This window comes from Mycobacterium sp. 1245111.1, assembly GCF_001673405.1.
Taxonomy (GTDB): Bacteria; Actinomycetota; Actinomycetes; order Mycobacteriales; family Mycobacteriaceae; genus Mycobacterium.
Genome location: NZ_LZLV01000102.1, coordinates 1 through 25,526, shown reverse-complemented (window position 1 = coordinate 25,526; position 25,526 = coordinate 1). Strand labels below are relative to the sequence as shown.

26 protein-coding genes are annotated in these 25,526 nt (G+C 65.7%); 12 read left to right on the top strand and 14 right to left on the bottom strand.

The window, feature by feature from the left end; translation table 11 throughout:
* Positions 1–17 precede the first annotated feature (17 nt).
* Positions 18–1,553 carry a hypothetical protein gene (locus A5658_RS15035; RefSeq protein WP_067336398.1) on the top strand — a complete coding sequence of 512 codons (1,536 nt, stop codon included), beginning with the start codon at positions 18–20 and terminating at the stop codon, positions 1,551–1,553.
* Here A5658_RS15035 and A5658_RS15030 read toward each other — a convergent pair.
* Positions 1,550–2,710 (bottom strand): cystathionine gamma-synthase, encoded by a 1,161-nt coding sequence (locus A5658_RS15030; protein WP_067336395.1) that lies wholly within the window; start codon positions 2,708–2,710, stop codon positions 1,550–1,552. The genes A5658_RS15035 and A5658_RS15030 overlap by 4 nt on opposite strands.
* Before the next feature lie 99 nt (positions 2,711–2,809).
* Here A5658_RS15030 and A5658_RS28140 point away from each other — a divergent pair, with 99 nt between their 5' ends.
* Positions 2,810–3,160, top strand: a complete 351-nt coding sequence (locus A5658_RS28140; RefSeq protein WP_156751482.1) for a hypothetical protein — start codon at positions 2,810–2,812, stop codon at positions 3,158–3,160.
* A gap of 10 nt (positions 3,161–3,170) precedes the next feature.
* Here the strand turns inward: A5658_RS28140 and A5658_RS15020 are convergent, their stop codons facing one another.
* From A5658_RS15020 to A5658_RS15010, 3 genes are read right to left on the bottom strand one after another with little or no spacing between them, the layout of a single operon-like run.
* A complete protein-coding gene (locus tag A5658_RS15020; RefSeq protein ID WP_067336388.1) occupies positions 3,171–3,803 on the bottom strand; it encodes an RDD family protein in 633 nt (210 codons plus the stop codon).
* Between the two features lie 33 nt (positions 3,804–3,836).
* Positions 3,837–5,231 (bottom strand): cystathionine beta-synthase, encoded by a 1,395-nt coding sequence (locus A5658_RS15015; RefSeq protein ID WP_067336385.1) that lies wholly within the window; start codon positions 5,229–5,231, stop codon positions 3,837–3,839.
* Positions 5,232–5,269: 38 nt separating this feature from the next.
* Positions 5,270–6,322, bottom strand: coding sequence for an alpha/beta hydrolase fold domain-containing protein (locus A5658_RS15010; RefSeq protein ID WP_067336607.1), 1,053 nt, complete (start codon positions 6,320–6,322; stop codon positions 5,270–5,272).
* A 234-nt stretch (positions 6,323–6,556) separates the two neighbouring features.
* Here A5658_RS15010 and A5658_RS15005 point away from each other — a divergent pair, with 234 nt between their 5' ends.
* Both A5658_RS15005 and A5658_RS15000 read left to right on the top strand, forming a co-directional pair.
* Positions 6,557–7,498 (top strand): SGNH/GDSL hydrolase family protein, encoded by a 942-nt coding sequence (locus tag A5658_RS15005; protein ID WP_067336382.1) that lies wholly within the window; start codon positions 6,557–6,559, stop codon positions 7,496–7,498.
* A gap of 72 nt (positions 7,499–7,570) precedes the next feature.
* Positions 7,571–8,788 (top strand): acetyl-CoA C-acetyltransferase, encoded by a 1,218-nt coding sequence (locus A5658_RS15000; RefSeq protein WP_067336603.1) that lies wholly within the window; start codon positions 7,571–7,573, stop codon positions 8,786–8,788.
* Positions 8,789–8,855: 67 nt separating this feature from the next.
* Here the strand turns inward: A5658_RS15000 and A5658_RS14995 are convergent, their stop codons facing one another.
* Positions 8,856–9,704, bottom strand: coding sequence for a Bax inhibitor-1/YccA family protein (locus tag A5658_RS14995; RefSeq protein WP_067336379.1), 849 nt, complete (start codon positions 9,702–9,704; stop codon positions 8,856–8,858).
* Between the two features lie 212 nt (positions 9,705–9,916).
* Between A5658_RS14995 and A5658_RS14990 the strand changes: the two genes are divergently transcribed.
* The 4 genes from A5658_RS14990 (at position 9,917) to A5658_RS14975 (ending at position 13,789) form a co-directional block, all read left to right on the top strand.
* Positions 9,917–10,954, top strand: coding sequence for an enoyl-CoA hydratase/isomerase family protein (locus tag A5658_RS14990; RefSeq protein WP_067336376.1), 1,038 nt, complete (start codon positions 9,917–9,919; stop codon positions 10,952–10,954).
* A gap of 10 nt (positions 10,955–10,964) precedes the next feature.
* On the top strand, positions 10,965–11,744 hold the full coding sequence (locus A5658_RS14985) for an enoyl-CoA hydratase (protein ID WP_067336373.1): 780 nt from the start codon (positions 10,965–10,967) through the stop codon (positions 11,742–11,744).
* An 8-nt stretch (positions 11,745–11,752) separates the two neighbouring features.
* On the top strand, positions 11,753–13,414 hold the full coding sequence (locus A5658_RS14980) for an alpha/beta-hydrolase family protein (RefSeq protein ID WP_067336370.1): 1,662 nt from the start codon (positions 11,753–11,755) through the stop codon (positions 13,412–13,414).
* 114 nt (positions 13,415–13,528) lie between these two features.
* The gene (locus A5658_RS14975; RefSeq protein ID WP_067336367.1) at positions 13,529–13,789 is read left to right on the top strand and encodes a hypothetical protein; all 261 of its coding nucleotides are present in this window, start codon (positions 13,529–13,531) and stop codon (positions 13,787–13,789) included.
* On the opposite strand, the gene A5658_RS14970 is transcribed toward A5658_RS14975, so the two are convergent.
* Positions 13,786–14,172, bottom strand: coding sequence for a rhodanese-like domain-containing protein (locus A5658_RS14970; protein ID WP_067336364.1), 387 nt, complete (start codon positions 14,170–14,172; stop codon positions 13,786–13,788). The two genes, A5658_RS14975 and A5658_RS14970, sit on opposite strands and share 4 nt — an antisense overlap.
* Positions 14,172–14,753, bottom strand: coding sequence for a cysteine dioxygenase family protein (locus A5658_RS14965; RefSeq protein WP_082993188.1), 582 nt, complete (start codon positions 14,751–14,753; stop codon positions 14,172–14,174). The genes A5658_RS14970 and A5658_RS14965 overlap by 1 nt, the downstream gene beginning before the upstream one ends.
* A gap of 167 nt (positions 14,754–14,920) precedes the next feature.
* Between A5658_RS14965 and A5658_RS14960 the strand changes: the two genes are divergently transcribed.
* The gene (locus tag A5658_RS14960) at positions 14,921–15,298 is read left to right on the top strand and encodes a lipoprotein LpqV (protein ID WP_067336361.1); all 378 of its coding nucleotides are present in this window, start codon (positions 14,921–14,923) and stop codon (positions 15,296–15,298) included.
* 72 nt (positions 15,299–15,370) lie between these two features.
* A complete protein-coding gene (locus A5658_RS14955) occupies positions 15,371–16,381 on the top strand; it encodes a patatin-like phospholipase family protein (protein ID WP_067336357.1) in 1,011 nt (336 codons plus the stop codon).
* On the opposite strand, the gene A5658_RS14950 is transcribed toward A5658_RS14955, so the two are convergent.
* The 6 genes from A5658_RS14950 to A5658_RS14925 form a co-directional block, all read right to left on the bottom strand.
* Positions 16,374–17,231, bottom strand: coding sequence for a patatin-like phospholipase family protein (locus tag A5658_RS14950; RefSeq protein WP_067336354.1), 858 nt, complete (start codon positions 17,229–17,231; stop codon positions 16,374–16,376). The genes A5658_RS14955 and A5658_RS14950 overlap by 8 nt on opposite strands.
* A complete protein-coding gene (locus A5658_RS14945; RefSeq protein ID WP_067336351.1) occupies positions 17,228–18,097 on the bottom strand; it encodes a class II glutamine amidotransferase in 870 nt (289 codons plus the stop codon). The genes A5658_RS14950 and A5658_RS14945 overlap by 4 nt, the downstream gene beginning before the upstream one ends.
* On the bottom strand, positions 18,097–18,570 hold the full coding sequence (locus A5658_RS14940) for an SRPBCC family protein (RefSeq protein WP_067336347.1): 474 nt from the start codon (positions 18,568–18,570) through the stop codon (positions 18,097–18,099). Before A5658_RS14940 ends, A5658_RS14945 begins: the two co-directional genes overlap by 1 nt.
* Before the next feature lie 9 nt (positions 18,571–18,579).
* Positions 18,580–19,638, bottom strand: a complete 1,059-nt coding sequence (locus A5658_RS14935) for a dihydrodipicolinate reductase (protein ID WP_067336343.1) — start codon at positions 19,636–19,638, stop codon at positions 18,580–18,582.
* A gap of 21 nt (positions 19,639–19,659) precedes the next feature.
* A complete protein-coding gene (locus A5658_RS14930) occupies positions 19,660–21,291 on the bottom strand; it encodes a long-chain fatty acid--CoA ligase (protein ID WP_067336338.1) in 1,632 nt (543 codons plus the stop codon).
* 108 nt (positions 21,292–21,399) lie between these two features.
* On the bottom strand, positions 21,400–22,443 hold the full coding sequence (locus tag A5658_RS14925) for a YncE family protein (RefSeq protein WP_156751480.1): 1,044 nt from the start codon (positions 22,441–22,443) through the stop codon (positions 21,400–21,402).
* Between the two features lie 445 nt (positions 22,444–22,888).
* Here A5658_RS14925 and A5658_RS14920 point away from each other — a divergent pair, with 445 nt between their 5' ends.
* Together A5658_RS14920 and A5658_RS14915 are read left to right on the top strand one after the other, a co-directional pair.
* Positions 22,889–24,121, top strand: coding sequence for a bifunctional 2-polyprenyl-6-hydroxyphenol methylase/3-demethylubiquinol 3-O-methyltransferase UbiG (locus A5658_RS14920; protein ID WP_067336334.1), 1,233 nt, complete (start codon positions 22,889–22,891; stop codon positions 24,119–24,121).
* A complete protein-coding gene (locus A5658_RS14915) occupies positions 24,118–24,888 on the top strand; it encodes a hypothetical protein (RefSeq protein ID WP_067336332.1) in 771 nt (256 codons plus the stop codon). Before A5658_RS14920 ends, A5658_RS14915 begins: the two co-directional genes overlap by 4 nt.
* A gap of 9 nt (positions 24,889–24,897) precedes the next feature.
* Here A5658_RS14915 and A5658_RS14910 read toward each other — a convergent pair.
* Positions 24,898–25,526 (bottom strand): hypothetical protein (locus A5658_RS14910; protein WP_067336329.1); only part of this gene is annotated, 629 nt, incomplete at its 5' end.

Genomic DNA, 25,526 nt, shown 5'->3' with positions numbered 1-25,526 from the left:
ACAACCTGGGACCCGCAATGACCAGTACCTACGACACCATCGAAGCGCCGACCCTGCCGCCGATGAATCACACGGCTGACACAGGGGAATTGGCCGGCGTCACGCCCGAATTGCGCACTCTGCTCGCCGCTTACAGCGACGCGCTGGACCAGATCAACAAAGCGCGTCTGTTTACCGGAGTCCCTTTTGACAGCGGCTGGGTCCCCCGCAAATTGAGCACGTTTCCAGCACTCCGTTATTTTGTGTCCGCCCTTTTCGTGCGCTATCTATATCGAAGCGCCGACGCGCTCAAGTCCGGCGTCATGAAGTGCGCTGTGCGCGGCACCTCAGATGAAAACACCGATGACCTGGACATGCTGGAGAATTTCGAACGATCACTGCCGCCCAGGGTGAAGCTGGCATTGGTATTGCCCGTGATATCACTTGCCGTACTGTTCGTCGCTTACGTACTGACATGGCTGTGTCACGCCGGCTACCGAAACCTCTTCGCCGACTTGGCGACTGCCGCGATCACGGTGAATCGCGCGGCCGCCGTCGCGGCATTCAGCAGCGCCCATCGGCTGGCGACGTGCCAACACCCGCTCGAAGGCTATTTCTTCGCGGGTGCGGCCATGATCGTGACCTGGTCGGCCATCCTGGCAATCCTGCCGTTGCTCCCGGCGTTCTACCTTGTTCGCCGCAAGCTGAAAGAGATGTCCGAGGTCGAGGCAAGCGGGTACGACGCCGTTCAGGCGCTACCCGTCTATGCGACCGAACTCGACCTGCTGGTCCGACTCCTGCTGATTCCCGCAGTCGCGCTGCTCGCAGTCGCGGCGGTGGCTCAAGCCTTGACACAACGATCCGCAACCGATCTGGCCGTTACAGTCAGCGTTGCGATTGCCGTCATCGCGTCCGCGCTGACGATACTTGCCGGGATAGAACTGGCTTCTTGCTATCGCGAACGCCATGACAAAGGCCCTCGTTGTCGAAGTGTTGCCACAAGGGTTTCGTTTGCGACGGTGGCGACGTTGTCCTCGGGCCTCTTCTTCGCGCTTCCCACATGGGAGGCGTATCACAACAAGGAGTTCACCACCTGGGAACGGAATGTTGTACCTACATCACCGCATCCGGCTAAACCCGGCGACAGCGACGACGGTGCACGAGGCTGGCTTACCGACCAACTGTCTTTCCTGATCACTAACATCAGGCCGAATACGCAGTGCCTCGAATCGCCAGGCGTTCCTATGGATAATCAGCAGTACTTGCAGTTCGATATCGAAATGTGGTCGGACGTCGATCAATTCGCCAACCAATTCGCTGCATACGCGCTTACTCTTCCGCACTGGAGTGTTCGGGATAGTCACGGGAATTTGACGGGAAGCCTTTACCTGCACGCGCAGTGCAGTCGCGGTACGGACGGGATCTCCAAGCCAATATCCCCCGGCACCCACACCTTCAGTTCTGTCGTCGTCAGCGCCCCCAAGGATGCTGCATGCCTGCAACTGGACGTGCCCAGCTATCGGGGCAAGTGGGGCTGGAAAGTTACGGCGGCCGCGCAGTGCAAACCCGACTAACCCAACGCCTGCTCGAGATCGGCGATCAGGTCGGCCTCGTCCTCGATGCCGACCGACAGCCGAACCAGGTCGTCGGGAACCTCGAGTTGGGAACCGGCCGTCGACGCGTGCGTCATCGCGCCGGGGTGCTCGATCAGCGACTCGACCCCACCGAGCGACTCGGCGAGGATGAACACCCGCGTGTTGGCGCACAACGCCTGCGCCGCGGCGCGACCGCCCCGCATCCGCACCGACACCATGCCGCCGAAACCGTGCATCTGCCGCGCCGCGACCTGATGACCGGGATGGGTCGGTAGACCCGGATACAGCACCGAGGCCACCGCGGGGCGTTCGGCGAGGAATTGCGCTACCGCAGCGGCGTTTTCGCTGTGCCGCTGCATGCGCAGCACCAGCGTCTTCAAGCCGCGCATCGTCAGGTAGGCGTCGAACGGCCCCGGCACCGCGCCGGCGCCGTTCTGCAGGAAGCCGAACGCCGCGTCCAGCTCCTCGTCGCTGGTCACCAGCGCGCCGCCGACCACGTCGGAGTGCCCGCCGATGTACTTCGTGGTCGAGTGCAGCACGATGTCGGCACCGAGGGTCAACGGTTGCTGCAATGCCGGTGAAGCAAAGGTGTTGTCCACCAACACTTTCGCGCCATTTTCGACGCCGATCTGGGCGATCCCGGCGATATCGGCGATCGACAGCAGCGGGTTGGTCGGAGTCTCCACCCAGATCAGCCGGGTCTGCGGGGTGATGGCCGCGCGCACCGCGTCGAGATCGGACAATGCGACCGGGGTGTGCAGCACGCCCCAATGGCTGAAGACTTTGTCGATGAGCCGGAACGTGCCGCCGTAGGCGTCGTCGGGAATCACCACGTGATCGCCCGGCCGCAGCACGGCGCGCAGCGCACAGTCACTGGCCGCCATGCCGGAACTGAACGCGCGACCGAAGCTGCCGTCCTCGACGGCGGCCAGTGCGGCCTCCAGCGCGCCCCGGGTCGGGTTACCGGTGCGGGCGTACTCGAATCCGCCGCGCAGGCCCCCGACGCCGTCCTGGGCGAACGTGCTGCTGGCGTAGATCGGGGCGTTGACCGCACCGGTCGCGGGGTCGGGCCGGTAGCCGGCGTGGATGGCCTTGGTGGACAGGCCCGCTTTGGCGAAGTGTTCGTGGCCGCTCATCGTGGTTCAGCCTAGTCACGGCACAGCGATGGGCGGACGCCGAAAATAGGGAAGTTGACCCATGTGCTGGGCGGTTGCCCGCGATCACAATGACCAGTTATGAGACGAATGCTCACGACCTTGGCGTCGGCGGTGTTGGTGTGGAGCGGCCTGGCCGGGGCGGTCGGCCCAGCCGCCGCCAGCTGGCCGGGCTGTCCCCCGGACAGCCCGGGAGGACCGTGCCGTTGGTGCCCCGGGGATCCCCCGGTGCAGACCGGCAACCTGCGGGTCGATCCGGTCCGCTGGGACGACAGCATCTGCCACACCTATTGGTACGTCGGGGGTGGTGGCAACGTCGCCCGGACCATCTGGGAGGGTGACGCGCCGCCACCACCGCCGCCACCGCAGACTGGGCTGGTCTGCGACCCCGGGACGTTCACGAACTGTCGTATCGAGACGTGGCACCCGTGAGGCGGGGCCGTTAGCCGCCCACCTGCTGGTCGAGCGGCAGGCAGACCGTGGCCATCATCTTGTCGGCCAGTGTCTGACGCTTGGCGTCCCACAGCGGAAACAGGTAGCCGACGTAGAAGATGGCCGCGTCCACCGCGTGGGCGATCGCCCGCAGCGTCGACAGGCCGAATCCTATTGGCTCACCAGTGTTTTCGCTGACGACCCGGAACCTGAGCAACGACTTACCGATGCTGGACCCGGTGGTGCCCTGGCGGTAGCCGAAGTTCCAGACGAAGTACCCGAATCCGACCAGCGCCGCAATCCACATCACGGTGAGTCCAATGGTCGAGTAGCCGGTCGAGCAGATCTGCTCGACGGTGTTCATGGTGATGTTGGTCAGGCATGCGCTGTCGATGGAGTTCTCCAGCACCAGCCAGCCGACGCCCAGGATCAACACCAGCGGCAGATGGTCGATGAGGTACGCCGCGACCCGGACGATCCACGGGGTGTACTGGTCGCGGGTCAGCCCCCGTAGCACCGGCCCTGGCGGCGGCGGGACGTATCCGCCCGACGGCGGAGGCGGCGGCGGGTAGTTGCCGCCTGCCGGCGGTGGCGGCGGGGCAAATCCCCCCGATGGCGGTGGCGGCGGCGGTTGGTCGGTCATTCGGTGACTTTCTTTTTGTGTGGAGTCTGCGGGCTACTTGCGTAACGCGCCGTCGGACAGGAAGCCAAGCAAGTCGTACCGGGTGATGACCCCGACCGGCTTCCCTTCCTCGACGACCATCACGGCGTCCAGGTCTCGGAGCGTCTTGGCCAGCGCGCTGACCTGTTCGCCGGCACCGATGATCGGTAGCGGCGGGCTCATGTGCATGCCGACGGCGTCGGCCAGGGTGGCGCGACCCTCGAAGACGGCCGACAGCAGTTCGCGCTCGGAGACACTGCCGGCCACCTCGCCGGCCATCACTGGCGGCTCGGCGCCGACGACGGGCATCTGTGACACGCCGTATTCGCGCAGGATGCTGATCGCATCGCGCACGGTCTCCGACGGATGGGTGTGCACGAGGTCGGGCAGATGCCCGGACTTGCCCCGCAGCACGTCGCCGACGGTGGGCTGTTCGATCGAGCCGTCCAGCCTGGTCCGCAGGAACCCGTACGACGACATCCACGCGTCGTTGAAGATCTTCGACATGTAGCCGCGGCCGCCGTCGGGCAGCAGCACGACGATCAGGGCGTCGGGCCCGGCCTGCGAGGCCACCTTCAACGCCGCCACCACCGCCATCCCGCACGAGCCACCGACCAGCATGGCCTCTTCGCGGGCCAGCCTCCGCGTCATGTCGAACGAGTCCGAGTCCGAGACCGCGATGATCTCGTCGGGCACCGCGGGGTCGTAGGCCGACGGCCAGAAGTCCTCGCCGACGCCTTCGACCAGATACGGCCGCCCGGTGCCGCCGGAGTACACCGACCCCTCCGGGTCGGCGCCGACGATGCGCACCTTCCCGCCGGAGACATCTTTGAGGTACCGGCCCGCGCCGGTGATCGTCCCGCCGGTTCCGATCCCGGCGACGAAATGGGTGATCTGGCCGTCGGTGTCGGCCCAGATCTCCGGCCCGGTGGTCTCGTAGTGGCTGGCCGGCCCCTGCGGGTTGGAGTACTGGTCGGGCTTCCAGGCGCCGTCGATCTCACGGACCAGTCGGTCGGAGACGCTGTAGTAACTGTCCGGGTGCTCGGGGGGCACCGCCGTCGGGCACACCACCACCTCGGCGCCGTAGGCGCGCAGCACGTTCTGCTTGTCCTCGCTGACCTTGTCCGGGCAGACGAACACACAGTGGTAGCCGCGGTGCTGCGCGACCAGCGCCAGGCCCACGCCGGTGTTACCGGAGGTCGGTTCGACGATCGTGCCGCCAGGCTTGAGCTCGCCGCTGGCCTCGGCCGCATCGATCATCTTGACTGCGATCCGGTCTTTGCTGCTCATGCCCGGGCTGAGGTACTCGACTTTGGCCACCACCCGGCCGGAGCCCGGCGGCACGACCGAGTTCAGCTGAACCAGTGGAGTGTTCCCGATGAGTTCACTGATGTGCCGCGCGATCCGCATGGGCTAAATCGTCTCAGGTGCGACGTGGACCCGTACAGCTAGCCGGTCGCCTCACGAATGTATTCGCCGATCTGCCGCAGCGAGCGGACCGCTTCGGGGACGATCGGCGCGGCGAGCTGGAAGTCGTGGATCTGGCCGGGCCAGACCCGCACCTCCGTCGGCACACCCGCCGCGGCGAGCGCACGGGCGGCCAGGCGAGCGTCGTTCAACAACACCTCCGACCCCGACACATGAATCAACGTTCGGGGTAACCCCGGCTCGACGTGGTCCAGCGGTTCGTAGAGCCGCTCGGGCTCGCCGGCGACGACGTGCTTGCGGGCCGCCTTGGCGACCAAGGTGAGCAATGCGTCAAAAGCCTTGGCGGGGAACATCGCATCGGTCTTGATGTTGGGGTGAGCCTGCTTGGGTTCCTTTGCCAGCTGCAGCAGCGGCGAGATCGCGACCAGCGCCGCCGGTTCCTCGTTGGCCTGCTGAAGTCGTTGCGCCAGAGCAAGGGCCAGGTATCCACCGGCCGAGTCGCCGGCCAGCACGATTTGATCGGGCTGATATCCGCGCAACCGCAGCCAGCGGTAGGCGTCGTGGCAGTCGTCGAGCGCCTGGCCGACCGAGTGCTTCGGGATGAGGCGGTAGTTGGCCACCAGCACCGGCGTATCGGCAAACTTGGAGAGCGCGTTGACAATTCGGCTGTGCGAGTTGGCCCCACAGGTCAGGAAGGCGCCGCCGTGCAGGTACAACACCACCCGTCGATTGCCGTCGGCCGGCAGCACTCCCGGGGCACGAACCAACTGCGCTGTGCAGTGCGGCAACTCGACGGTCGTGCGCACGGTATCTGGGCTGGGAAGAAGTACCCGTGCCGCGAAATCGATGATCCCGAAGGGGAAAGGGACGTGCGGAATGTAGCTGACCGCACCCAGGACCGGGCGGATCGTCATGCGGCACGCCAGTGCCGCTACCGCCGCGGCCAGGCTGGGGCCGCTCTCGACGACCTCGACGGGTACGCCGTCGTTGACAGGAAATCTGCGGGCCCGCATCGCGTCATGGGCACGCACTGGAGTCCGGGGTGAACCCGAGACCTTACTCGGTGCGGTCATGCTCAACACTCCTACGCCGTTGTAGTGCGATAAACATGTCGACGAAGTCGTTGAGCGTCCCCTCGAACAACTCCGTGAACTTAGCTTGACACTCTAAAGAATTTCAACAATCAAAGAGTCTGATTCGATACCAAGATTGCTTCGACCCGTAATGTCGCAGGCCCGGGGCTCCCTGCCGAAGGTGAGTCCGCAACCTAAACTGGTCGCGTGGTACGACGCCCACCGCGAGGATCGATGGTCGCGCTGGCCGCCGCCGGCGCGCTGGCTTCGACCGGCACCGCCTATGTAGGGGCGCGCAACCTGCTGATCAGTCAGGCCGCGAAGGCGCGCTCCGTCATCCCGAAATCATGGGACGTCCCGCCCCGCGCCGACGGCGTGTACTCCCCCGGCGGCGGTCCGGTGGAGCGCTGGCAACGCGGGATGGACGTCGACCTGCATCTGATGATCTTCGGCGACTCGACGGCGACCGGGTACGGCTGTCGCAGCGCCGAGGAGGTCCCCGGCGTGCTGATCGCCCGCGCGCTGGCCGAGCAGACCGGCAAACGAATCCGGCTGAGCACCAAGGCGATCGTCGGTGCCACCTCCAAAGGCTTGTCCGGACAGGTCGATGCCATGTTCGTGGCTGGACCCCCGCCGGACGCCGCGGTCATCCTGATCGGGGCCAACGACGTCACCAAGCTGAACGGTATCGGCGCGTCCGCGCGGCGCTTGGGCGCGGCGGTCCGGCGGCTGTGTGCGAGCGGCGCCGTAGTCGTCGTCGCCACCTGCCCCGATTTCGGTGTGGTCAAAGCGATTCCGCAGCCGTTGCGGTGGACGGTCCGGGCCCTGGGCCTGCGGCTGGCTCGCGCTCAGTCGGGCGCTGTCCGGTCGGCCGGTGGCGTGCCGGTGCCGCTGGCCTCCCTGGTCAACGACGAGTTCAAGCATTCCGCGCATCTGATGCTGTCGGATGACCAGTTTCATCCGTCGGCGGCCGGCTACGCCCTGGCCGCAAGCCAGCTACTGCCGGCGCTGTGTCATGCGCTCGGCGACTGGGCCGGCGCGCCGCTGCCCGGCCTGCCGTCGTCGTCGGCCACCGAAGCCGGGCCCGGCTATTCGATGCTGAGGCTGCTGTCCCGGCTGTGGCGCCGGCCCACCACCGGGGTTCCGGCGCCCATCGTCGTCACCGCCTCCGGCTAGGCCGTTTAACGGCTCGCCGCCGCTGCGGGCTAGATTCGGGTCCAGACCCGACCCCCCATGGATGGAGCCGAGATGCCGGAAGCCGTCATTGTCTCAACTGCCCGCTCGCCGATCGGGCGTGCGATGAAAGGGTCGCTGGTCAGCATGCGACCCGACGACCTCGCCGCGCAGATGGTGCGCGCCGCGCTCGACAAGGTGGAGGCGCTCAACCCCCACCAGATCGACGACCTGATCCTGGGCTGCGGCCTCCCCGGCGGCGAGCAGGGCTTCAACATGGCCCGCGTGGTCGCCGTCGAACTCGGCTACGACTTCCTGCCGGGCACCACCGTCAACCGCTACTGTTCGTCGTCGCTGCAGACCATCCGGATGGCGTTCCACGCGATCAAGGCCGGCGAGGGCGACGCGTTCATCTCCGCCGGCGTCGAGACGGTCTCCCGGTTCGCCAAGGGCAGCTCGGACTCCTTGCCGGACACCAAGAACCCGCTGTTCGACGACGCCGCCGAGCGGACGGCCAAGTCCGCCGAGGGTGCGACGGACTGGCACGACCCCCGCAAGGACGACAACATCCCCGACGTCTACATCGCGATGGGCCAGACCGCGGAAAACGTCGCGATCATGACCGGGATCAGCCGCGAGGACCAGGACCATTGGGGTGTGCGCAGCCAGAACCGCGCCGAGGAAGCCATCAAGTCCGGCTTCTTCGAGCGCGAGATCGTTCCGGTCACGCTGCCCGACGGCACCACCGTCAGCACCGACGACGGCCCTCGGCCGGGAACGACCTACGAGAAGATCAGCGAGCTCAAGCCCGTCTTCCGGCCCAACGGCACGGTCACCGCGGGCAACGCCTGCCCGCTGAACGACGGCGCCGCCGCGGTGGTGATCACCAGCGATACCAAGGCCAAGGAACTCGGCCTCAAGCCGCTGGCCCGCATCGTGTCGACCGGCGTGAGCGGCCTGTCCCCGGAGATCATGGGCCTGGGCCCGATCGAGGCCAGCAAGATGGCCCTGCGGCGGGCGGGTCTGTCGGTCAAGGACATCGACCTGTTCGAGATCAACGAGGCCTTCGCGGTGCAGGTGCTCGGCTCGGCCCGCGAGCTGGGAATCGACGAGGACAAGCTCAACGTGTCCGGCGGCGCGATCGCCCTGGGCCACCCGTTCGGCATGACCGGTGCCCGCATCGCCACCACGCTGCTGAACAACCTGCAGACCCACGACAAGACGTTCGGCCTGGAGACCATGTGTGTCGGCGGCGGCCAGGGCATGGCGCTGATCATCGAGCGGCTGAACTGACGCCACTCGTCGAACGACCAAAAAGCCGGCACGCGAAGTCGCGTGCCGGCTTTTTTGGTGTCAAGCGCTAATCGTTCTGCAGGTAACTGAGCAGCCGCAGGATCTCGATGTACAGCCAGACCAGGGTCACGGTCAGGCCCAATGCGATTCCCCAGGCCGCCTTCTCCGGCGCGCCGGCGCGGATCATCTGGTCGGCGGCGTCGAAGTCGATCAGGAAGCTGAAGGCCGCCAGACCGATGCAGACCAACGAGAAGATGATGGCCAGCGGGCCGCCGCTGCGCAGGCCCATGCCCTCGCCGTGTCCGACGCCGAACATGCCCAGCACCAGGTTGCCCAGCATCAGGGCCAGCACGCCGAACATGCCCGCGACGATCATCCGGGTGAACTTCGGCGTGACCCGGATCGCGCCGGTCTTGTAGACCACGAGCATTCCGACGAACACCCCGAACGTGCCCATGATGGCCTGACCGATCATGGCGCCGGCGCTGGTGCTCGACACCGAGAAGTTGGCCAGCAGGAAGGAGATCGCGCCGAGGAACAGCCCCTCGAGCGCGGCGTAGGTCAGCACGATCGCCGGGTTGTCCTGCTTGCGGGCGAACGTCGCGATCATCACGACGGCCAGCCCGCCGAATGCGCCGACGAAGGTGAACATCGATGCCAGCGCCTGGTTGGCCTCGACCATGAAGTACGAGACGACCGCAACGGCCGACAGCACCGCCAGGGTGATGCCGGTCTTGGTGACGACATCATCGATGGTCAGCGGCCGGGAAACGCCTGCCCGCTGGTCGACGTACGGAGCATAGGGGTCAGCGTGAACTGACTGGGTCGCGGCGCCCGCGACGCCACCCCCGAACTGCGCGTATCCGCCACGCTGCTTAGGCAGCGAGCGAAATACCGGGTTACTGGTCTCCCGCACCGTCGGTTCCTCTCGTGAGCTGTGAGTTCAGAGCTGTGGGACAACTGATCAACGAACGGTAGTCCAGCCAGGTTCCCGGCGGAAGGTTTCTCGCCCCGAATGTGCGGCCGGCACCACTCCGAACAAACCTTACCCGCGGGCGGCTCGGCGCAGACAACGATCTAGATTGCTGGTCAGACCTCCGACAGTATTCGACCAGGGAGATTGCGCGCGTGACGGACGTATCCGACGACATCCTCAGCCGCGTCGACAACGGTATCGGCTACCTGACTCTCAACCGCCCCAAAGCGATCAACTCGTTGAACCAGAGCATGGTGGACCACCTACGCGCGGTGCTGACGGAGTGGGAGCACAACTCCGACATCGGCGCCGTGGTGCTGTCCGGGGCCGGCGAACGCGGCCTGTGCGCCGGTGGCGACGTGGTGGCGATCTATCACAGCGCCCGCGCGGACGGCGCTGAGGCACGGCGGTTCTGGTACGACGAATACCTGATGAACGGGCAGATCGGGCGCTTCCCAAAGCCCTACGTGGCACTGATGGACGGGATTGTGATGGGCGGTGGCGTCGGGGTCGGCGCGCACGCCAACACCCGTGTGGTGACCGATACCTCCAAGGTCGCGATGCCCGAGGTCGGCATCGGCTTCATTCCCGATGTCGGTGGGGCATACCTGCTTTCGCGCGCACCGGGATCGCTGGGCCTGCATGCCGCGCTCACCGGCGCGCCGTTCTCCGGGGCCGACGCGATCGCGCTCGGCTTCGCCGACCACTTCGTGCCGCACGACAAGCTGGACGCGTTGCGGCAATCGATCGCCGAGGTCGGCGTCGATCAGGCGATCGCCGCCCACGCCGTCGAGCCGCCGCCGAGCGAGCTTGCCGCGCAACAGGAATGGATCGACGAGTGCTACGCCGCCGACACCGTCGCCGACATCGTCGCCGCACTGCGCGCCCACGACGCAGGCGCTGCCAACGACGCTGCGGACCTGATCGTGACCCGGTCCCCGATCGCATTGTCGGTGACGCTGGAGGCGGTCCGACGCGCGGCAAAGCTCGACACATTGGAAGACGTTCTGGCCCAAGACTATCGGGTGTCATCGGCGTCGCTGCGCTCACACGATCTGGTCGAGGGTATCCGCGCCCAACTCGTCGACAAGGACCGTAATCCGCAGTGGTCGCCGGCGTCGCTGGAGCAGGTCACGGCGGCCGATGTCGAGGCATACTTCGCACCCGTCGACGACGAACTGAAGTTCTAGAAAGGCAGCGATGACGAACACGTACGAAACCATTCTGGTCGAGCGTGACGAGCGAGTCGGCATCATCACGCTGAACCGACCGAAGGCGCTCAACGCGCTCAACAGCCAGGTGATGGGCGAAGTGACCACCGCGGCAGCCGAATTCGACAACGACCCGGGCATTGGCGCGATCATCATCACCGGCTCGGAGAAGGCGTTCGCGGCGGGTGCCGACATCAAAGAGATGTCCAGCCTGACGTTCTCCGATGTGTTCGACGCGGACTTCTTCGCACCGTGGACCAAGCTCGCCGCGGTGCGCACACCGACGATCGCCGCGGTGGCCGGCTACGCCCTCGGCGGCGGCTGCGAACTCGCGATGATGTGTGACGTGCTCATCGCCGCGGACACAGCCAAGTTCGGCCAGCCGGAGATCAAGCTGGGCGTGTTGCCCGGCATGGGCGGTTCGCAGCGACTGACCCGCGCGGTCGGCAAGGCGAAGGCGATGGACCTGATCCTGACCGGGCGCAACATGAACGCCGACGAAGCCGAACGCTGCGGCCTGGTGTCGCGGGTGGTCCCCGCCGCCGATCTGCTGACCGAAGCCAAGGCCGTCGCCACCACCATTTCGCAGATGTCGCGCTCGGCGTCCCGGATGGCCAAGGAGGCGGTCAACCGAGCGTTCGAGTCCACGTTGGCCGAAGGGCTGCTCTACGAACGTCGGCTGTTCCATTCGGCTTTCGCGACCGAAGACCAGTCCGAGGGCATGGCGGCGTTCATCGACAAGCGGCCTCCGAACTTCTCGCACCGCTAGGAGTTCTGATGACCGAGTCGGAGCCGCGGCGCAGAAAAGCGTGGTGGGTTCGGCACTACACCTTCACCGGCACCGCGGTCGGGCTGGTGTTCATCTGGTTCTCGATGACGCCGTCGCTGCTGCCGCGTGGTCCGCTTTTCCAGGGGTTGGTCAGCGGTCTGGCGGGTGCAATCGGTTACGGCATAGGGGTTTTCGCGGTATGGCTGGTTCGGTTCATGCGCTCGCGCGACTCCAGCCCGCCGGCGCCGCGCCGAGCATGGCTGGTGCTGATCGCCGTCGGCGCCATGGGCATGGTCGCGATGGTGATCTGGTTCCACGTCTGGCAGGACCGGGTTCGTAACCTGATGGGGGTCAAGCACCTGACCTGGCACGACTACCCATTGACCGCCGCGCTGTCGTTGATCGTGCTGTTCGGCGTCGTCGAAGCCGGCCAACTCATCCGACGGCTGGTCCACTTTCTCGACCTGCGGCTGGATCGCTTTGCACCGCCGCGAGTTTCGGCGGTGATCGTCGTGACGCTGCTGCTGGTGCTGACCACCGCGATACTCAACGGCGTCGTGGTGAAGTTCGCGATGCGCACCATGAACAACACCTTCGAAACAGTCAACAATGAAATGGCCCCGGACAGCGCAGCGCCGCACACACCGCTGCGTTCCGGCGGGCCGTTCTCATTGGTGTCCTGGGAATCGCTGGGACATCAGGGCCGTATCTTCGTCCGGGGCGGGCCCAGCGTCGCGCAGCTGTCCGCCTTCAACGGCAGCCCCGCGATCGAGCCCATTCGGGCGTATGCCGGATTGGAGTCCGCCGACGGCATTACCGCCGCCGCGGAACTCGCCGCGCGAGAATTGCGGCGCGCCGGCGGATTACGCCGCGCCGTCATCGCGGTTGCGACGACCACGGGCACCGGCTGGATCAACGAGGCCGAAGCTTCGGCGCTGGAGTACATGTACAACGGCAACACCGCCGTCGTCAGCATGCAGTACTCGTTCCTGCCCAGCTGGCTGTCGTTCCTCGTGGACAAGGAGAACGCGCGTCACGCGGGTCAGGCGCTGTTCGAGGCCGTCGACCGAATGGTGCGTCAGCTTCCGGAAGCCCAGCGCCCCAAGCTCGTCGTGTTCGGTGAGAGCCTGGGTTCGTTCGGCGGCGAAGCGCCGTTCATGAGTCTGAACAACGTGTTGGCCCGTTCGGACGGCGCACTGTTCTCCGGACCGACGTTCCAGAACACCATCTGGACCGACCTGACCTCGACGCGGGACCGCGGCTCACCGGAGTGGCTGCCGATCTACGATCACGGTCGCTTTGTGCGTTTTGTGGCACGGCCCGAGGACCTGAATCGCCCTGATCCACAATGGAATACGCCGCGGGTGGTCTATCTGCAACATGCGTCGGATCCGATCGCCTGGTGGCATCCCGGGCTACTGTTCAGCGAACCGGACTGGCTCCGCGAAAAGCGTGGCTACGACGTGCTTCCCGAGACGACCTGGATTCCGGTGGTGACGTTCTTGCAGGTGTCTGCAGACATGGCGGTCGCCACCGACGTGCCGCAGGGTCACGGTCACGTGTACGTCGCTGATGTGGCCAACGCCTGGGCGTCGATTCTGCAACCGCCGGGTTGGACCCAGGAGAAAACAGCGAGGCTTCGGCCGCTGTTGCACGCCAGCGACAGCTAACACCAGGTGAACGGACGCTGTGAAGTTCCCAACGGTTTCGCACGAGCAGCTACCGAATCGAACCGCGAGTGGCACTATTCACAGTATTCGTGATCCCGTGAAGGGAGAGGGTTAATGACCTGGACATTTGCCAAGTTTGCGGCGGCGGGGGTGTTAACCGCGATCCCGATCGCCGCGGTGGGCATCCCGGCTTATGCGAGTGAAATTTCCGGCGGCGCATCGATCGTGCTGCCCGCGCCGATCCCGGCGGATCCGCCGCCGCCACCTGCGCCTCCCGGGCACCACGGCGAGTACTACAACCCGAACGACTACGACGACTACAACTGGTACAACGCCGGCGCCGATGGCGGCGGCGGAGGCGGTGGAGGCGGCTAAGCCGCTGGCACCAGGCCGGCCGCTTGCAGCGCCCGGTACCCGCCGATGACGTCCGTCGCGCGGTGCAGCCCGAGGTCCTGCAGCGCGACCGCGGCGAGGCTCGACGTATAACCTTCCGAGCAGAGCACCACCCATTCCACGTCGTCGCTGATCGCTTGCGGCAGACGGGCATCGCTGGTGGGGTCGCAGCGCCACTCCAGCACGTTTCGCTCGATGACGAGCGCGTTCAGGCTCTCCGGCACCTCCCCTTCGCGCGCCCGTTGGGCCTGCGGCCGAATGTCGACCAGCAGCGCCCCGCGGTGCAGCGCCGCGGGCACCTCGTCGGCTGCCAAGCGGCGCAACCGGTTTCGTGCCGACTCCAGCACATGATCGATACGACTCATCACTTCTCCGGGTGGTCGGTCAGTTCAGTGCGCTTGCGCCGCAACCGATGTCCATCGGTCACCTCGTAGTACGACATCACGGTCAACGGCGGCGAATAGGCGTGCACACTCAGCGCCGGCTCAGGTGGCCCGGACCGCGTCACCGATGTGCGCGCTCCAGTCGGCGCCCACACCACGTCGTGCACCCAACCCAGCGGAAAGGCGGCCTGATCCCCTGCCGCGAGTCGTCGACGGCGCAACTGCTCACCATCCCAACGGAATTCGTCCACCGACCCGGACAGCAACGTCACCGCACCCAGCGACCCGCCGTGGTCGTGCAGCTCGGTTCGATGCCCGGGGACCCAGCTGATCAGCCAGACGTCGACTTCGTCGTCGCCGTGCAGTCGGGCGAACCAACGGTCGTCGGTCGGCACCCCGTCTGGCGGGACGATGTGGTCGTAGTGGCCGCTGAGCACGTCGTCAGCGGTCCGGTCGGTGATGTGCAGCAGGTCGGCCAGCCGCAGGCGGGTCGGGCCGGGGACGGCTCGCAGCGGCGAGGGCCGGGATCGGGCGGGGGCAGCGACGAGATTTGTCGAAACCATGCGGGAAACTCCAGGGCGAACGGGTGTATCTGAGGGCGGCGGCAGGCTAGGGCCGACAACACTCCCGCCTACCGCATTCCAGAACACCCGTTCGCTGCATCACGGCCGCCAGTCTTACATAGATTGAGCGGGTGCCGCCGCGACCGTTTGGTCTTCTGATGTCGGGCATGGCTGCTGCCCTGATCGCCGTCGGCTGCTCGTCCAACGAGTCGAAGGCCCCACCGGTCACGCCGTCCAGCGCGACGAAGACGGTGCCGGCGCCGGGCGTGGTCGCCATGTCTCCGGCAGGCGTCACCACCAAGATCGACGTGCCCGCGCACTCGACCGAGGAGGAGTATTTCCAGGCCTGTCATGCGGCGACGGTGTGGATGCAGGCCCATCCGGGCGACAAACAGACGCTGGCCGAGAGATACCTGGCGACCGTCCAGACACCCGGCGTCGTCGGCCCGGGGACCTGGAACATCGCCTGGGCGGCGCTGCCGCTGGCCCGGCAGGCCGGGGTGATCGTGGCGGCCCACGCGGCCGCCGGCGGCGAATGCGGCTGAGCCGTCGGAGCGTTTCCGGCAATTCGGATCACGATTGATAAAACCCGCTCCGCGCAGGCAAAGATGTAGCCCATGACCGACCCAGACATCACGCCCGAGCCGGGACCAGTCGACGCTCCCCGGCCCCGAGTCGCGCTGGCGCTCGGCAGCGGCGGCGCCCGCGGATACGCCCACATCGGGGTGATCCACGAACTGCACGACCGGGGCTATCAGATCGTCGGTATCGCCGGTTCGTCGATGGGGGCGCTGGTCGGCGGATTGCAGGCCGCGAACCGACTCGACGAATTCGCCGACTGGGCAAGGTCATTGACACAGCGCGCGATTTTGCGGCTGCTGGACCCGACGCTCACCGCCGCCGGTGTACTGCGCGCCGAGAAGATCCTCGACGCGGTGCGCGACATTCTCGGCGACGTGACGATCGAGCAACTACCGATCCCCTACACCGCGGTGACCACCGATCTGTTGGCCGGAAAGTCGGTGTGGTTGCAGCGCGGGCCGGTCGACGAGGCCATCCGGGCGTCCATCGCGATTCCGGGCGTCATCTCGCCGCACGCCCTGGACGGGCGGCTGCTGGCTGACGGCGGAATCCTCGATCCGCTGCCGATGGCACCGATCGCGGCCGTCAACGCCGATCTGACCATCGCGGTCAGCCTGTCCGGCAGCGAGAGCGGCGACGAGCCCGAGCCCGAGCCGAGGTCGTCGGGCGAATGGCTGAATCGGGTCCTGAGCAGCACCTCGGCGTTGCTCGACTCGCCGACCGCACGAAACGTGCTCAGCCGATTCGGCGGGTCGAGCCCGGACGACTCCGATTCCGGCGACGACCCGGCCACTGATTATTCGGTCGACGAGCCCGAGGTGCCCAGGCTGGGCAGCTTCGAGGTGATGAACCGGACCATCGACATCGCCCAGGCAGCCCTGGCCCGCCACACGCTCGCGGCCTATCCGCCCGATCTGCTGATCGAGGTGCCCCGCTCGGCCTGCCGCAGCCTGGAATTTCACCGGGCCGCAGAGGTGATCGAGGTCGGCAGAGCGCTGGCGGCCCATGCGCTGGACACCGCCGACCTGTCGCGCCCGGTTACCTGACGCCCAAGAACGCGGCGACCGCCGCCGCTTCCTTGCGGCCCTGCGCCCGCCCGGCTCGGGCGCTCGCCGGCCGGCAGTTGGGATCCAACGGGTTCGGCCCGAACGCGGCCAACGACTCGTCGTCGGCGAACACCGCAAACGCGGCACCGCCGAAGGCGTCGATTTCGGTTGCCGCCCCGGCGCCGAACGGCGACGGCGTCGCCACCCCGCTGGGTACCAAAACGACTGCCGTAGAACAGTCTTCGACGAGATGCAGGTTGATGGTGCTACCGATACCGCCGTCGATGTAGCGCCGGTTGGCGATCGTCACCGGCGGCCACGCCCCGGGCACGGCGCAACTGGCGGCCACGGCGTCGACCAGGTCCACGCCGGAATCACGGTCCAACACCACTAGTTCGCCGCTCTCGGCGTCGATCGCGGTGACCTGTAGCGTCCGGTCGGGCCAGACGTGGGACGGCAACCGCTGCGCGATAACCGCGCGCCGCACCGGCTCCGCGACGGTCTCGGTGGCCAGCGCCACCGCGCCGATTCGTTGCCGTCGCTGGGTGAGCGTGGCGTCTGGATCCGACATCGCGGCCAGGAAAAGCCTTGCAACGTCTTCGATCTCGACGCCCGGGTCGATTTCGGCCGACACTCCGCTGACTTGCCGCTCGAATAACTCGGCCAAGCTGGTGCCACTGCCGATCTGGGCGACCACGGCCGAACCGGCCGACGTGCCGAGCAGTACATCGGAGTCCAGCAGAGCCCGCGCCGCCTCCGGCTCCTCGTCGGCGATGCCCAACAGAATCCCAGTCTCCCAGGCGATTCCAGCCACACCGCCGCCGCCGAGCACCAATGCGCGGGTGGTCATCGAACGGTCGGGTGCAGCGAGGCCTGAGCCGCTGGGCTCAACTGGTCTTCGGTCAGCAGGTGTCGCGGCGGGTTCGGCAGCACCAGATCGCGGCTGATCTGCATGCCGGCATCGACGTGGACGAGTTCACCCGGCTCGAGCAGTTGCCAGCGCGCGGCGTCGTCCATCGGCTCGGTGGCGAACACCACCGAGGACCGCTGATGCAGGTGCTCCGATTGCACCCGAATCCTGTTGGTGTGCAGATGAAATCGGCGCTGCGGCGACGGCTCGCGCCGGTCCGACAGGTACAGCAGGTGCGACTTGGGGTAACGCAGCGCCCACATATCGGTGGCGGTGCTGAGCAGGATGTTGACCGCGTAGATCGGCACGTTGTCGGCCAGCCATGTCATCGCCTCGATCAAGCCGGTGGTGACGTCGCCGCCGTGCGCGAGGATCGACGCGGTGATCAACGCGAATACCCGCTCGGAATCGGTCTGCCCCAAAACCAAATCGGCAGTGCCCAATTCGCGTAGCCGCGCGTCGAGAACATCCAGGCCTTCCACGACGCCGTTGTGCGCGAAGATGCGGCCGTCCTGCAGGAACGGGTGGGTGTTGACGGCTTCGTGCGATCCGGTCGTGGCGTAGCGGACGTGCGCGACGAACGTGGTGCCGGTCAGGTCGTGGGCCTCGGTGGCAAATGCGGCGTCCTGCCATGCCGCGATCGGGTCCTTGTACACGTGTGGCTTGCCCTCGGCGTCGAAGACCCCGAGCCCGCTGCCGTCCGGGTTTCGCCGGCTCTGCTCGGAAAGATTGTCCGGGGCGTCCAGCAACCAAAATGTCGCGGTGACAACGTTTGTCCCGGCGTGCAGACCGAATAGTCGGCACATCAGCGGGTCAGCTCGGCTGCCAGCGTCGCCAGCGACTGGCGCGCATAGCCCTTCCATACCCGACCCAGCACCGGCAACAACGGCCCCGCGAGCCTCGACGCGGCGTGGATGTTCCAGCTCCAGGAGATTGTGGTGGCGGCACCGCTCGGGACGAAGGTCCACTCGCCCTCCGCCATGCCGACCAGCAATCCCAATGGACCGGTGATCCCGGTCAACTCATAGCCGAACGCATGCGGCGGGTCCACCCGCGTCAGCTCCTCGCGGAAGCTGCCGGTCGGGCTCAGCATCACCGTGCGTGTCTGACCGGCGCGGGCCCATTCACCTTCCTGATCCCGGACTTCCTTGATGGGTCCGATGGGGCCGTACCAGCGGCTGAAAATCGTGGTGAGCGGGATCGGCAAGGTTCCGGCGAAGGCTTCTTCCACGCCGACGGGGACGACCCGCGATTGCTGGACAGCGAGAGTTCGTGCCATCTGGGCAGGCTACCGCGACAGCCCTGGTGCGGCCCGGCCGGTGATCAGCGGCAGATCGAAGAACGTTTGAATTCCCGGTGCGGCCGCGCAGGTCGCCGGAACGGCGTTGACGCAGTGAGCCGCCGTAGCCACCACCCCGGGATTGCTTTTCAGGCCGGCGGCCACGCTCTCCGGCTGCCAGCCCTTGATCGTGACGAAGGTGTCCGGGTGGCCCCGGACCTCGATTTCGTAGCGTTCGCCTGCCGGCCCGAAAGACCAAGGCGGGTCGAGGTTTTCCTCGCCCATCAACCAGTTCACGGTGATCCGTACTACCACGGCGTCGCCGACCAGGGCCTCCCAGTGGAATCGACGCCCGGCGACTTGGCCCGCTTCGATGACGCCGATGGGTGACTCGATCGGGCCGGTGGCCACCGACACCTCCTGCGACGTCCGGATCTCCGGATCGGCGGCGAAGCCGATCTTGTCGACACACAGCCGGACCGACTGAAAGAAGCCACCGTCGAGAATCTTCTGCATCGGTCCGGTCAGCGCCTTGTCCGGTTCGGCGCCGAAGCCCATCACATAGCGCAGCACGTCCGGCGCACCGTAGGTCCGCAGATCGGAGAACTCCTCGGCGCGAACGAAATTCACCTCAGTGGACATCACCGAAAGCAGCAGCGGAAAGAGTTCGGTCGCCGCGCCCGGGCCGATTCCCGCGCCGTGCAGCGTGACGTTGCCGGCCTGGGCGGCCACCTCGAGCGGCGCGGCTTCCTTGCTGCCCGGGTAGAACCAGCCGACGGGTGTCACGACATTCTTGCCCGAGCGCAGCAGTGCCACGACCTCGTCCACGTTGGGCAGCAACGGTGCGTAGATCACCGCGTCGGCATCGAGCGCGAGAATCTCGTCGGCACTGTTGGTCGCGGTGACGCCGAGTGGCGACCAGCCGACGATGTCGCCAACATCCTTGCCGTTCTTGGCTTCCGAATGCACCCAGCACCCGGCGAGTTCGAGCTCAGGATGAGACAGGATGCCCTTGATCGCGGCTACGCCGACTGAACCCGTTGCCCATTGGACGACCCGCAAGCTCATGCGTTTCCCCTTCAGTCCCGCTCAGTCTCGAGCTTCGCTGACCTCGTACACGCCATCGGCGTACCGCGACCGGATCGTCTTCTTGTCGTACTTACCGACGCTGGTCCGCGGAATCTCATCGACGAATGTCCAGCGTTCCGGCAACCACCAGCGAACGACCTTGTCGGCCAGGTACTTTCGCAGGTCATCGGCGCTGACGCCGGATCCTTCCTTCGCGACGATGACCGCCAGCGGCCGTTCCTGCCAGCGCTCGTCGGGGACCGCGACCACGGCGGCTTCGACCACATCCGGATGGCCGATCAAAGCGTTCTCGAGGTCCACCGACGAAATCCATTCGCCGCCAGACTTGATCACGTCTTTGGCGCGGTCGGTCAGCGTGATAAAGCCACGTTCGTTGATACGGCCCACATCGCCGGTGCGCAGCCAGCCGGAGTCGAATTTCGACTCGTCGTGTCCCCGGTAGTAGGAGCTGGTGATCCACGGACCGCGAACTTCCACCTCGCCGACGGCCTCGTTGTCATTGGGCAACACCTTGCCGTCGTCGTCGACAATCCTGACCTCGACACCGCACAACGGTTGGCCCTGGGTCGCGCGATACGTCCAGTGCTGGTCCGCCGGTACGTCCGGCGGCGGCCACGCCATGGTCGCCATCGGCGAGGTTTCGGTCATGCCCCACAGCTGGCGGATCTGCACCCCGTGCTTGTCCTCGAAGGTGCGCATCATCGACACCGGCACGGCCGACCCGCCACAGGGGACGATCCGCAGCGACGACACGTCGAACCCGGGATTCTTGTCGAGGTAGTGCATGACGTCGTTCCAGATGGTCGGCACCGCGCCGGCGATCGTGACGCGCAGCTTGTCGACCAAGTCGACCAGCGACTTGGCGTCCAGATGGCAGTCGGGCAGCACCAGGTCGGCTCCGGCCATCAGCGCCGCGTACGGCAGTCCCCAGCCGTTGGCGTGGAACATCGGCACGATCGGTAGCACACAGTCGCTGGAGCTGACCCCGATGCCGTTATTGGTACAGGTTGCCATTGTGTGCAGGTAGGTCGACCGGTGGCTGTAGACGACGCCTTTCGGGTTTCCGGTCGTTCCGCTGGTGTAACACATTGCAGCAGCAGAGTTTTCGTCGATATCGGGCCACTCGAACTCGGTCGATTCGGAGTCCAGGATCTCGTCGTAGCGCAGCACGGTCTTGCCCGATTCCTCGAGGGCCGCAAGGTCGCCGTCGCCGACCGCGATCACGGTGTGCACGGTCTCGAGTTCGCCGAGGAGCGGCGCCAGCAGTTTGGCCAGCGACAGATCGACAATCACGACCTGGTCTTCGGCTTCGTTGGCGACGTAGACGATCTGCTCGGGGAAGAGCCGGATGTTGAGGGTGTGCAGCACCGCGCCCATCGCCGGCACGGCCGCGTATGCGGTCAGATGCTCGGCGTTGTTCCACATGAAGGTGGCGACCCGCTGGTCGCCGCTGACACCGATGCGGCGCAACGCATTCGCCAGCTGCGCGGTGCGGTGGCCGAGTTCTGCGTAGGTGCACTCGCGAAAACCGTCATCGGTCGCGGTATAGACCTTGCGGGCGCCGTGAACGCCGGTGGCGTGCCTCAGGATGGCGGTGATCGTCAGGGGGAAGCTGTGCATGGTGCTGTACATCGCTGGACCGCCTAAGGTTGCGCCTGCTACCCGGGCCGGCCCGCCAAAAGCCCGCCCTCGTGGCGATCATTGCACGCCCGATCCATCGCCGTGTCGGCGATCGGGCCGCTAGACCGGGGTGGGCTCGAGCGTCCGCAGTTCGGAGAACGACCACCCGCGCGGGGCGGTCCAGTCGTCGTCCGACGTCAGCGCCTCGGGGGAAGCATTCGCGGCGATCTCCAGCACCGTGACCGTACCGGCGTAGTCGCCGATGTAGAGCCGCTCACCGTCGGGACTTTCGATCGCGCACGACGGCTGATCACCGACCGTGATGCTGCCGAGCACGTCCTGAGTGGTGGTGGACAGCACCGTCACGTACTGGTCGCCGACCAGGTAAGCCCGCTCGCCGCTGCGGCTCAGCGTGAGCTGAGCGAGCATCTGCGCGGCGTCGCCGATCTTGTAGGTGGCGTTGATGGCCGAGTTCCGGGTGTCGACCACGTCGAGCACCGTGCCGAAGTCGGGCCCGCAGCTGGCCACATAGGCGATGCCACCGTCCGGGCTCAGCGCGATATCGCGAATCGGCGAACCGATCTCGACGGTGCCGGTGATCCGGCCGCGCCGGGTGTCGATCGCCACGAGCTCTGCGGTGGACACGCCGTTGGCCGCGACATAGAGCCGGCGGCCGTCCTGACTCACCCGCGCACACCCAACGGTCGTAGCGGCGATGCCAACTGATTTCTTGTTGCCGGTCGCGGTGTCCAGGATCGCGACATCGGCGCCGTCAGCCCCGGACCGTGTGGCGTAGACGTACCGCCCGTTCGAGCTGACCGCCAGGTCAGTGATGCTGAATGCCACCGGGTAGGCCCCGATGATGTGTTCCGAGCCGGTGTCGAACACCAGAACTTCGTCGTGCCCCTCGGCCACGCTGCTGACGTACGCGCGCCGGCCGGACATGGCGACCGCGAACGGTTCGTCGACCTCGGTGACCGTCAGCGTGGCCGTGGCGTCGTTGGTGTGGACCAGCGAGACGCTGTCATCGCCGTGGTGGGTGACCGCCAACACACCGCCGTCGGAACTGACTGCGATCCCGCTGACCGCGCCGCGTCCGACCGCGATCTCACGGACAGCGGTGAAACCCTTTGCCTCGCTCAACTCGGGAGCTGCATCGCTCACAATGGCACCAGCCTCTACATGTTGGTCCGTGGTGGGCGGACATTAGGTTCTGAGCCGGTAACGCTTCGGGCGGTCCAATGCTTCCGGACCGCTACTCAGATCCCTACTGATAAGCGCAGTGGCGCGCTACTTCCGAACGAGTGTAGTAGCTGAATTTCGGCGAACACTGCGCCATTTCATCGATTGTCGCCCGCGTCACTCGGGTAACTCATCGCGTCCTTAAACAATATTTATCTAGTGCCACAAGCGGTTTCGAATTTCCGACGCAGCGCGTGGTTTCGCCAGGTTGTTCGCACCTTTCGACACCGAAATTGATCGGGTACAGAATCATCGGTTGCTGCACATCTCTTAGAATTTCTTGTAGAAGAGTCCAACATCACAGCGACACGACACGCGCGCCGAGTTCCCTTTTGCCGGTCAGGGCGCAGTGGTCGATAATCCGCGGGTGGGCGACGCGCGCGACGACGTGATCAGCCGCCAATACGAACGGTGGCGATACCCCCCTCCCGTCGACAACCTCGAGGCGTGGAGCGTCGGAAACTGGGACTGGTTCGACCCCTCGCACGCGCACCGCATTTTCTGGCCGGACCGGGACTACCGGGCCGATCTCGACATTCTGATCGCGGGCTGCGGCACCAACCAGGCCGCGGTTTTCGCCTTCAACAATCCCGGAGCCAGTGTCGTCGGCGTCGACATCAGCCAGGCCTCGCTGGATCATCAGCGGCATCTGAAAGACAAGCACGGGCTGCACAACCTGGACTTGCATCTGCTTCCGATCGAGGAGTTGTCGACGCTCGGACGCCAGTTCGACCTCGTCGTGTCAACCGGCGTCTTGCATCACATGGCCGATCCGCGGGCCGGGCTGAAAGCGCTGACCGGATGCCTGCGCCCGGACGGGGTAATGGCACTGATGCTCTACGGAAAGCACGGCCGAATCGGAGTCGAGTTGCTGGAGTCCGTCTTTCGCGACATGAACCTGGGCCAGGACGAGGCATCGCTCCAGATCGTCAAGGACACCATCGCGACGTTGCCCGACGACCATCCCGTCCACAGCTACCTGCGACGAGCGGGCGATCTGCAGGACGATGCTGCTTTGGTGGACACCTTTCTGCATGGTCGTGCGCGCAGCTACACGGTCGACGAGTGCATCGACTTCGTCGAATCGGCGGGCCTGGTTTTTCAGGGCTGGTACCACAAAACGCCGTACTACCCCCAGGACCTCGCCGGCCAGCCCGCGACCTACTACCCGGCCGTCAACGCGTTGCCGGACAACAAGATCTGGTCGGTGATGGAAAGACTGCAGACGATGAATGGTTGCCACTTCTTCATGGCCTGCCATCCAGAGCGGCCGAAAGCCAGTTATCAGATTGACTTTTCGGATTCCACGGCCCTCGACTACGTGCCGATATTCCGATATCGCTGCGGCCTCTCCGGCAAGGAGATCTATTGGCCAGGTTCGCGAATCGGTTTGAACCCGGTGCAACTCCCGTTCATCCAGCAGGTCGACGGCCGTCGCTCAATTCGCGAGATCATCCAGACGGTCCTCGTTCAACACGGCGAATCTGACACGGCCACAGCCGAATTGGAGGCTTTCGTACGTCAGCTGTTCCGTACGCTCTGGCGCGTCGACTTCGTCGCGATGGCGCTCAACCCCGGGTCACCGGAAGGGTTGACGTGACAGCTGACGAACCGCCGGGCGGTCAGAACCTCGATATGGGGCCGATCGCCCCCGGCCCACGCGTGTTCATCGCGACGCCGATGTACGGCGGGATGGCCTCGGCCGCCTACACCATGTCGCTTGCCCACACGCCGGCCACCTTCTTCAAAAATGGCGTCGGACTGAACTTCAGCTGTGTGGTGAACGACAGCCTCGTGACGCGCGCCAGGAACTACCTCACGTTCCAGTTCCTCAATTCACCGGCGACCCATCTGATGTGGATCGATGCGGATATCGGCTTCGATCCCGTCGACATCGTCAAGATGGTCGGCGCCGACAAAGACATCGTGTGCGGGATCTATCCGAAAAAGGAGATCAACTGGCCGGCGGTGGCGCGGGCCGCCAGCGAGGGCGTGCCGCAGGAGCAATTGCGCGACCACGAGAGTTCGTTGGTCTTGAACCTCATCGACAACTCCCCGGACCGGGTTACCACCGAAGGCCTCATCGAAATCGCCAATGCGGGAACGGGGTTCATGCTGATCAAGCGCGCAGTGTTCGAGTCCCTCGCCGCGGATGCGCCGTCCTATGTCGACGGTTCCACACCGGGCATCGAGCTCAAGGAGTTTTATGCCGTCAGCATCGATCCCGATTCGGGGAACAGCCTGCTGTCTGAGGACTACCACTTCTGCAAACTCGCGCGCGACCGCGGCTTCAAAATCTACGCGGCACCCTGGGTCCGGCTCAATCACACGGGGACATACATATTCGGGCACGGCAGCGCTCAATAGGCGTCAGCCTTACAGGCTTGGATTTACCAACCAATTTGGTTGTAGCTCGCTGTCGTATTCGTAGGGGCCGGTGTGCGTCAGATGCACCCAGGGGGCCGCGAAGACCCTGAAGCCGCAACTGCGCGCAAGGAAACAAAAGTAATAGTCCTCGGACACCAGCCGATTCGTGCCGGGTTCAATATCTACCTTGTAGAACTCCTTGATGGTTTGGCCACCCACCACGTAGGACGGCACCTGGTCCTGCAAGGTCTCGAAAACTTTACGCTTGACGAGCATGAAACCTGTTCCTCCAGCTGTGATTTCGACAACCTCGCCGGAGTTGGCGTCGACTTCGGCGTCGTCGCCCTCGAGGACGTTGATGACGAAAGAACCGACGTGGCGGTGCAGTTCGTGGGGTGGCACGCCGTCGTTGACAGCGCGTGCGACGCGGTTCCAGTCGATGGCCTTTTTCGGATACAGACCGCACACGATGTCCTCGTCCGCCACCAGCATGCTGACGATGTCCAAGCCGTTGAAACCGATGTCGGCATCGATCCACATCAAATGCGTGGCCGACGTCTCGAGGAACTGGAACGTGAGGTAGTTCCTGGCGCGCGTCACGAGGCTGTCGTTCACCACACAGCTGAAGTTCAGTCCGA

Bases quoted from the DNA above. Each gene is read 5' to 3' on its own strand.
- A5658_RS15035 (WP_067336398.1), top strand. From the start codon at position 18: ATGACCAGTACCTACGACACCATCGAAGCGCCGACCCTGCCGCCGATG.
- A5658_RS15030 (WP_067336395.1), bottom strand. From the start codon at position 2,710: ATGAGCGGCCACGAACACTTCGCCAAAGCGGGCCTGTCCACCAAGGCC.
- A5658_RS28140 (WP_156751482.1), top strand. From the start codon at position 2,810: ATGAGACGAATGCTCACGACCTTGGCGTCGGCGGTGTTGGTGTGGAGC.
- A5658_RS15020 (WP_067336388.1), bottom strand. From the start codon at position 3,803: ATGACCGACCAACCGCCGCCGCCACCGCCATCGGGGGGATTTGCCCCG.
- A5658_RS15015 (WP_067336385.1), bottom strand. From the start codon at position 5,231: ATGCGGATCGCGCGGCACATCAGTGAACTCATCGGGAACACTCCACTG.
- A5658_RS15010 (WP_067336607.1), bottom strand. From the start codon at position 6,322: ATGACCGCACCGAGTAAGGTCTCGGGTTCACCCCGGACTCCAGTGCGT.
- A5658_RS15005 (WP_067336382.1), top strand. From the start codon at position 6,557: ATGGTCGCGCTGGCCGCCGCCGGCGCGCTGGCTTCGACCGGCACCGCC.
- A5658_RS15000 (WP_067336603.1), top strand. From the start codon at position 7,571: ATGCCGGAAGCCGTCATTGTCTCAACTGCCCGCTCGCCGATCGGGCGT.
- A5658_RS14985 (WP_067336373.1), top strand. From the start codon at position 10,965: ATGACGAACACGTACGAAACCATTCTGGTCGAGCGTGACGAGCGAGTC.
- A5658_RS14980 (WP_067336370.1), top strand. From the start codon at position 11,753: ATGACCGAGTCGGAGCCGCGGCGCAGAAAAGCGTGGTGGGTTCGGCAC.
- A5658_RS14975 (WP_067336367.1), top strand. From the start codon at position 13,529: ATGACCTGGACATTTGCCAAGTTTGCGGCGGCGGGGGTGTTAACCGCG.
- A5658_RS14970 (WP_067336364.1), bottom strand. From the start codon at position 14,172: ATGAGTCGTATCGATCATGTGCTGGAGTCGGCACGAAACCGGTTGCGC.
- A5658_RS14965 (WP_082993188.1), bottom strand. From the start codon at position 14,753: ATGGTTTCGACAAATCTCGTCGCTGCCCCCGCCCGATCCCGGCCCTCG.
- A5658_RS14960 (WP_067336361.1), top strand. From the start codon at position 14,921: ATGGCTGCTGCCCTGATCGCCGTCGGCTGCTCGTCCAACGAGTCGAAG.
- A5658_RS14955 (WP_067336357.1), top strand. From the start codon at position 15,371: ATGACCGACCCAGACATCACGCCCGAGCCGGGACCAGTCGACGCTCCC.
- A5658_RS14950 (WP_067336354.1), bottom strand. From the start codon at position 17,231: ATGACCACCCGCGCATTGGTGCTCGGCGGCGGCGGTGTGGCTGGAATC.
- A5658_RS14945 (WP_067336351.1), bottom strand. From the start codon at position 18,097: ATGTGCCGACTATTCGGTCTGCACGCCGGGACAAACGTTGTCACCGCG.
- A5658_RS14940 (WP_067336347.1), bottom strand. From the start codon at position 18,570: ATGGCACGAACTCTCGCTGTCCAGCAATCGCGGGTCGTCCCCGTCGGC.
- A5658_RS14935 (WP_067336343.1), bottom strand. From the start codon at position 19,638: ATGAGCTTGCGGGTCGTCCAATGGGCAACGGGTTCAGTCGGCGTAGCC.
- A5658_RS14930 (WP_067336338.1), bottom strand. From the start codon at position 21,291: ATGTACAGCACCATGCACAGCTTCCCCCTGACGATCACCGCCATCCTG.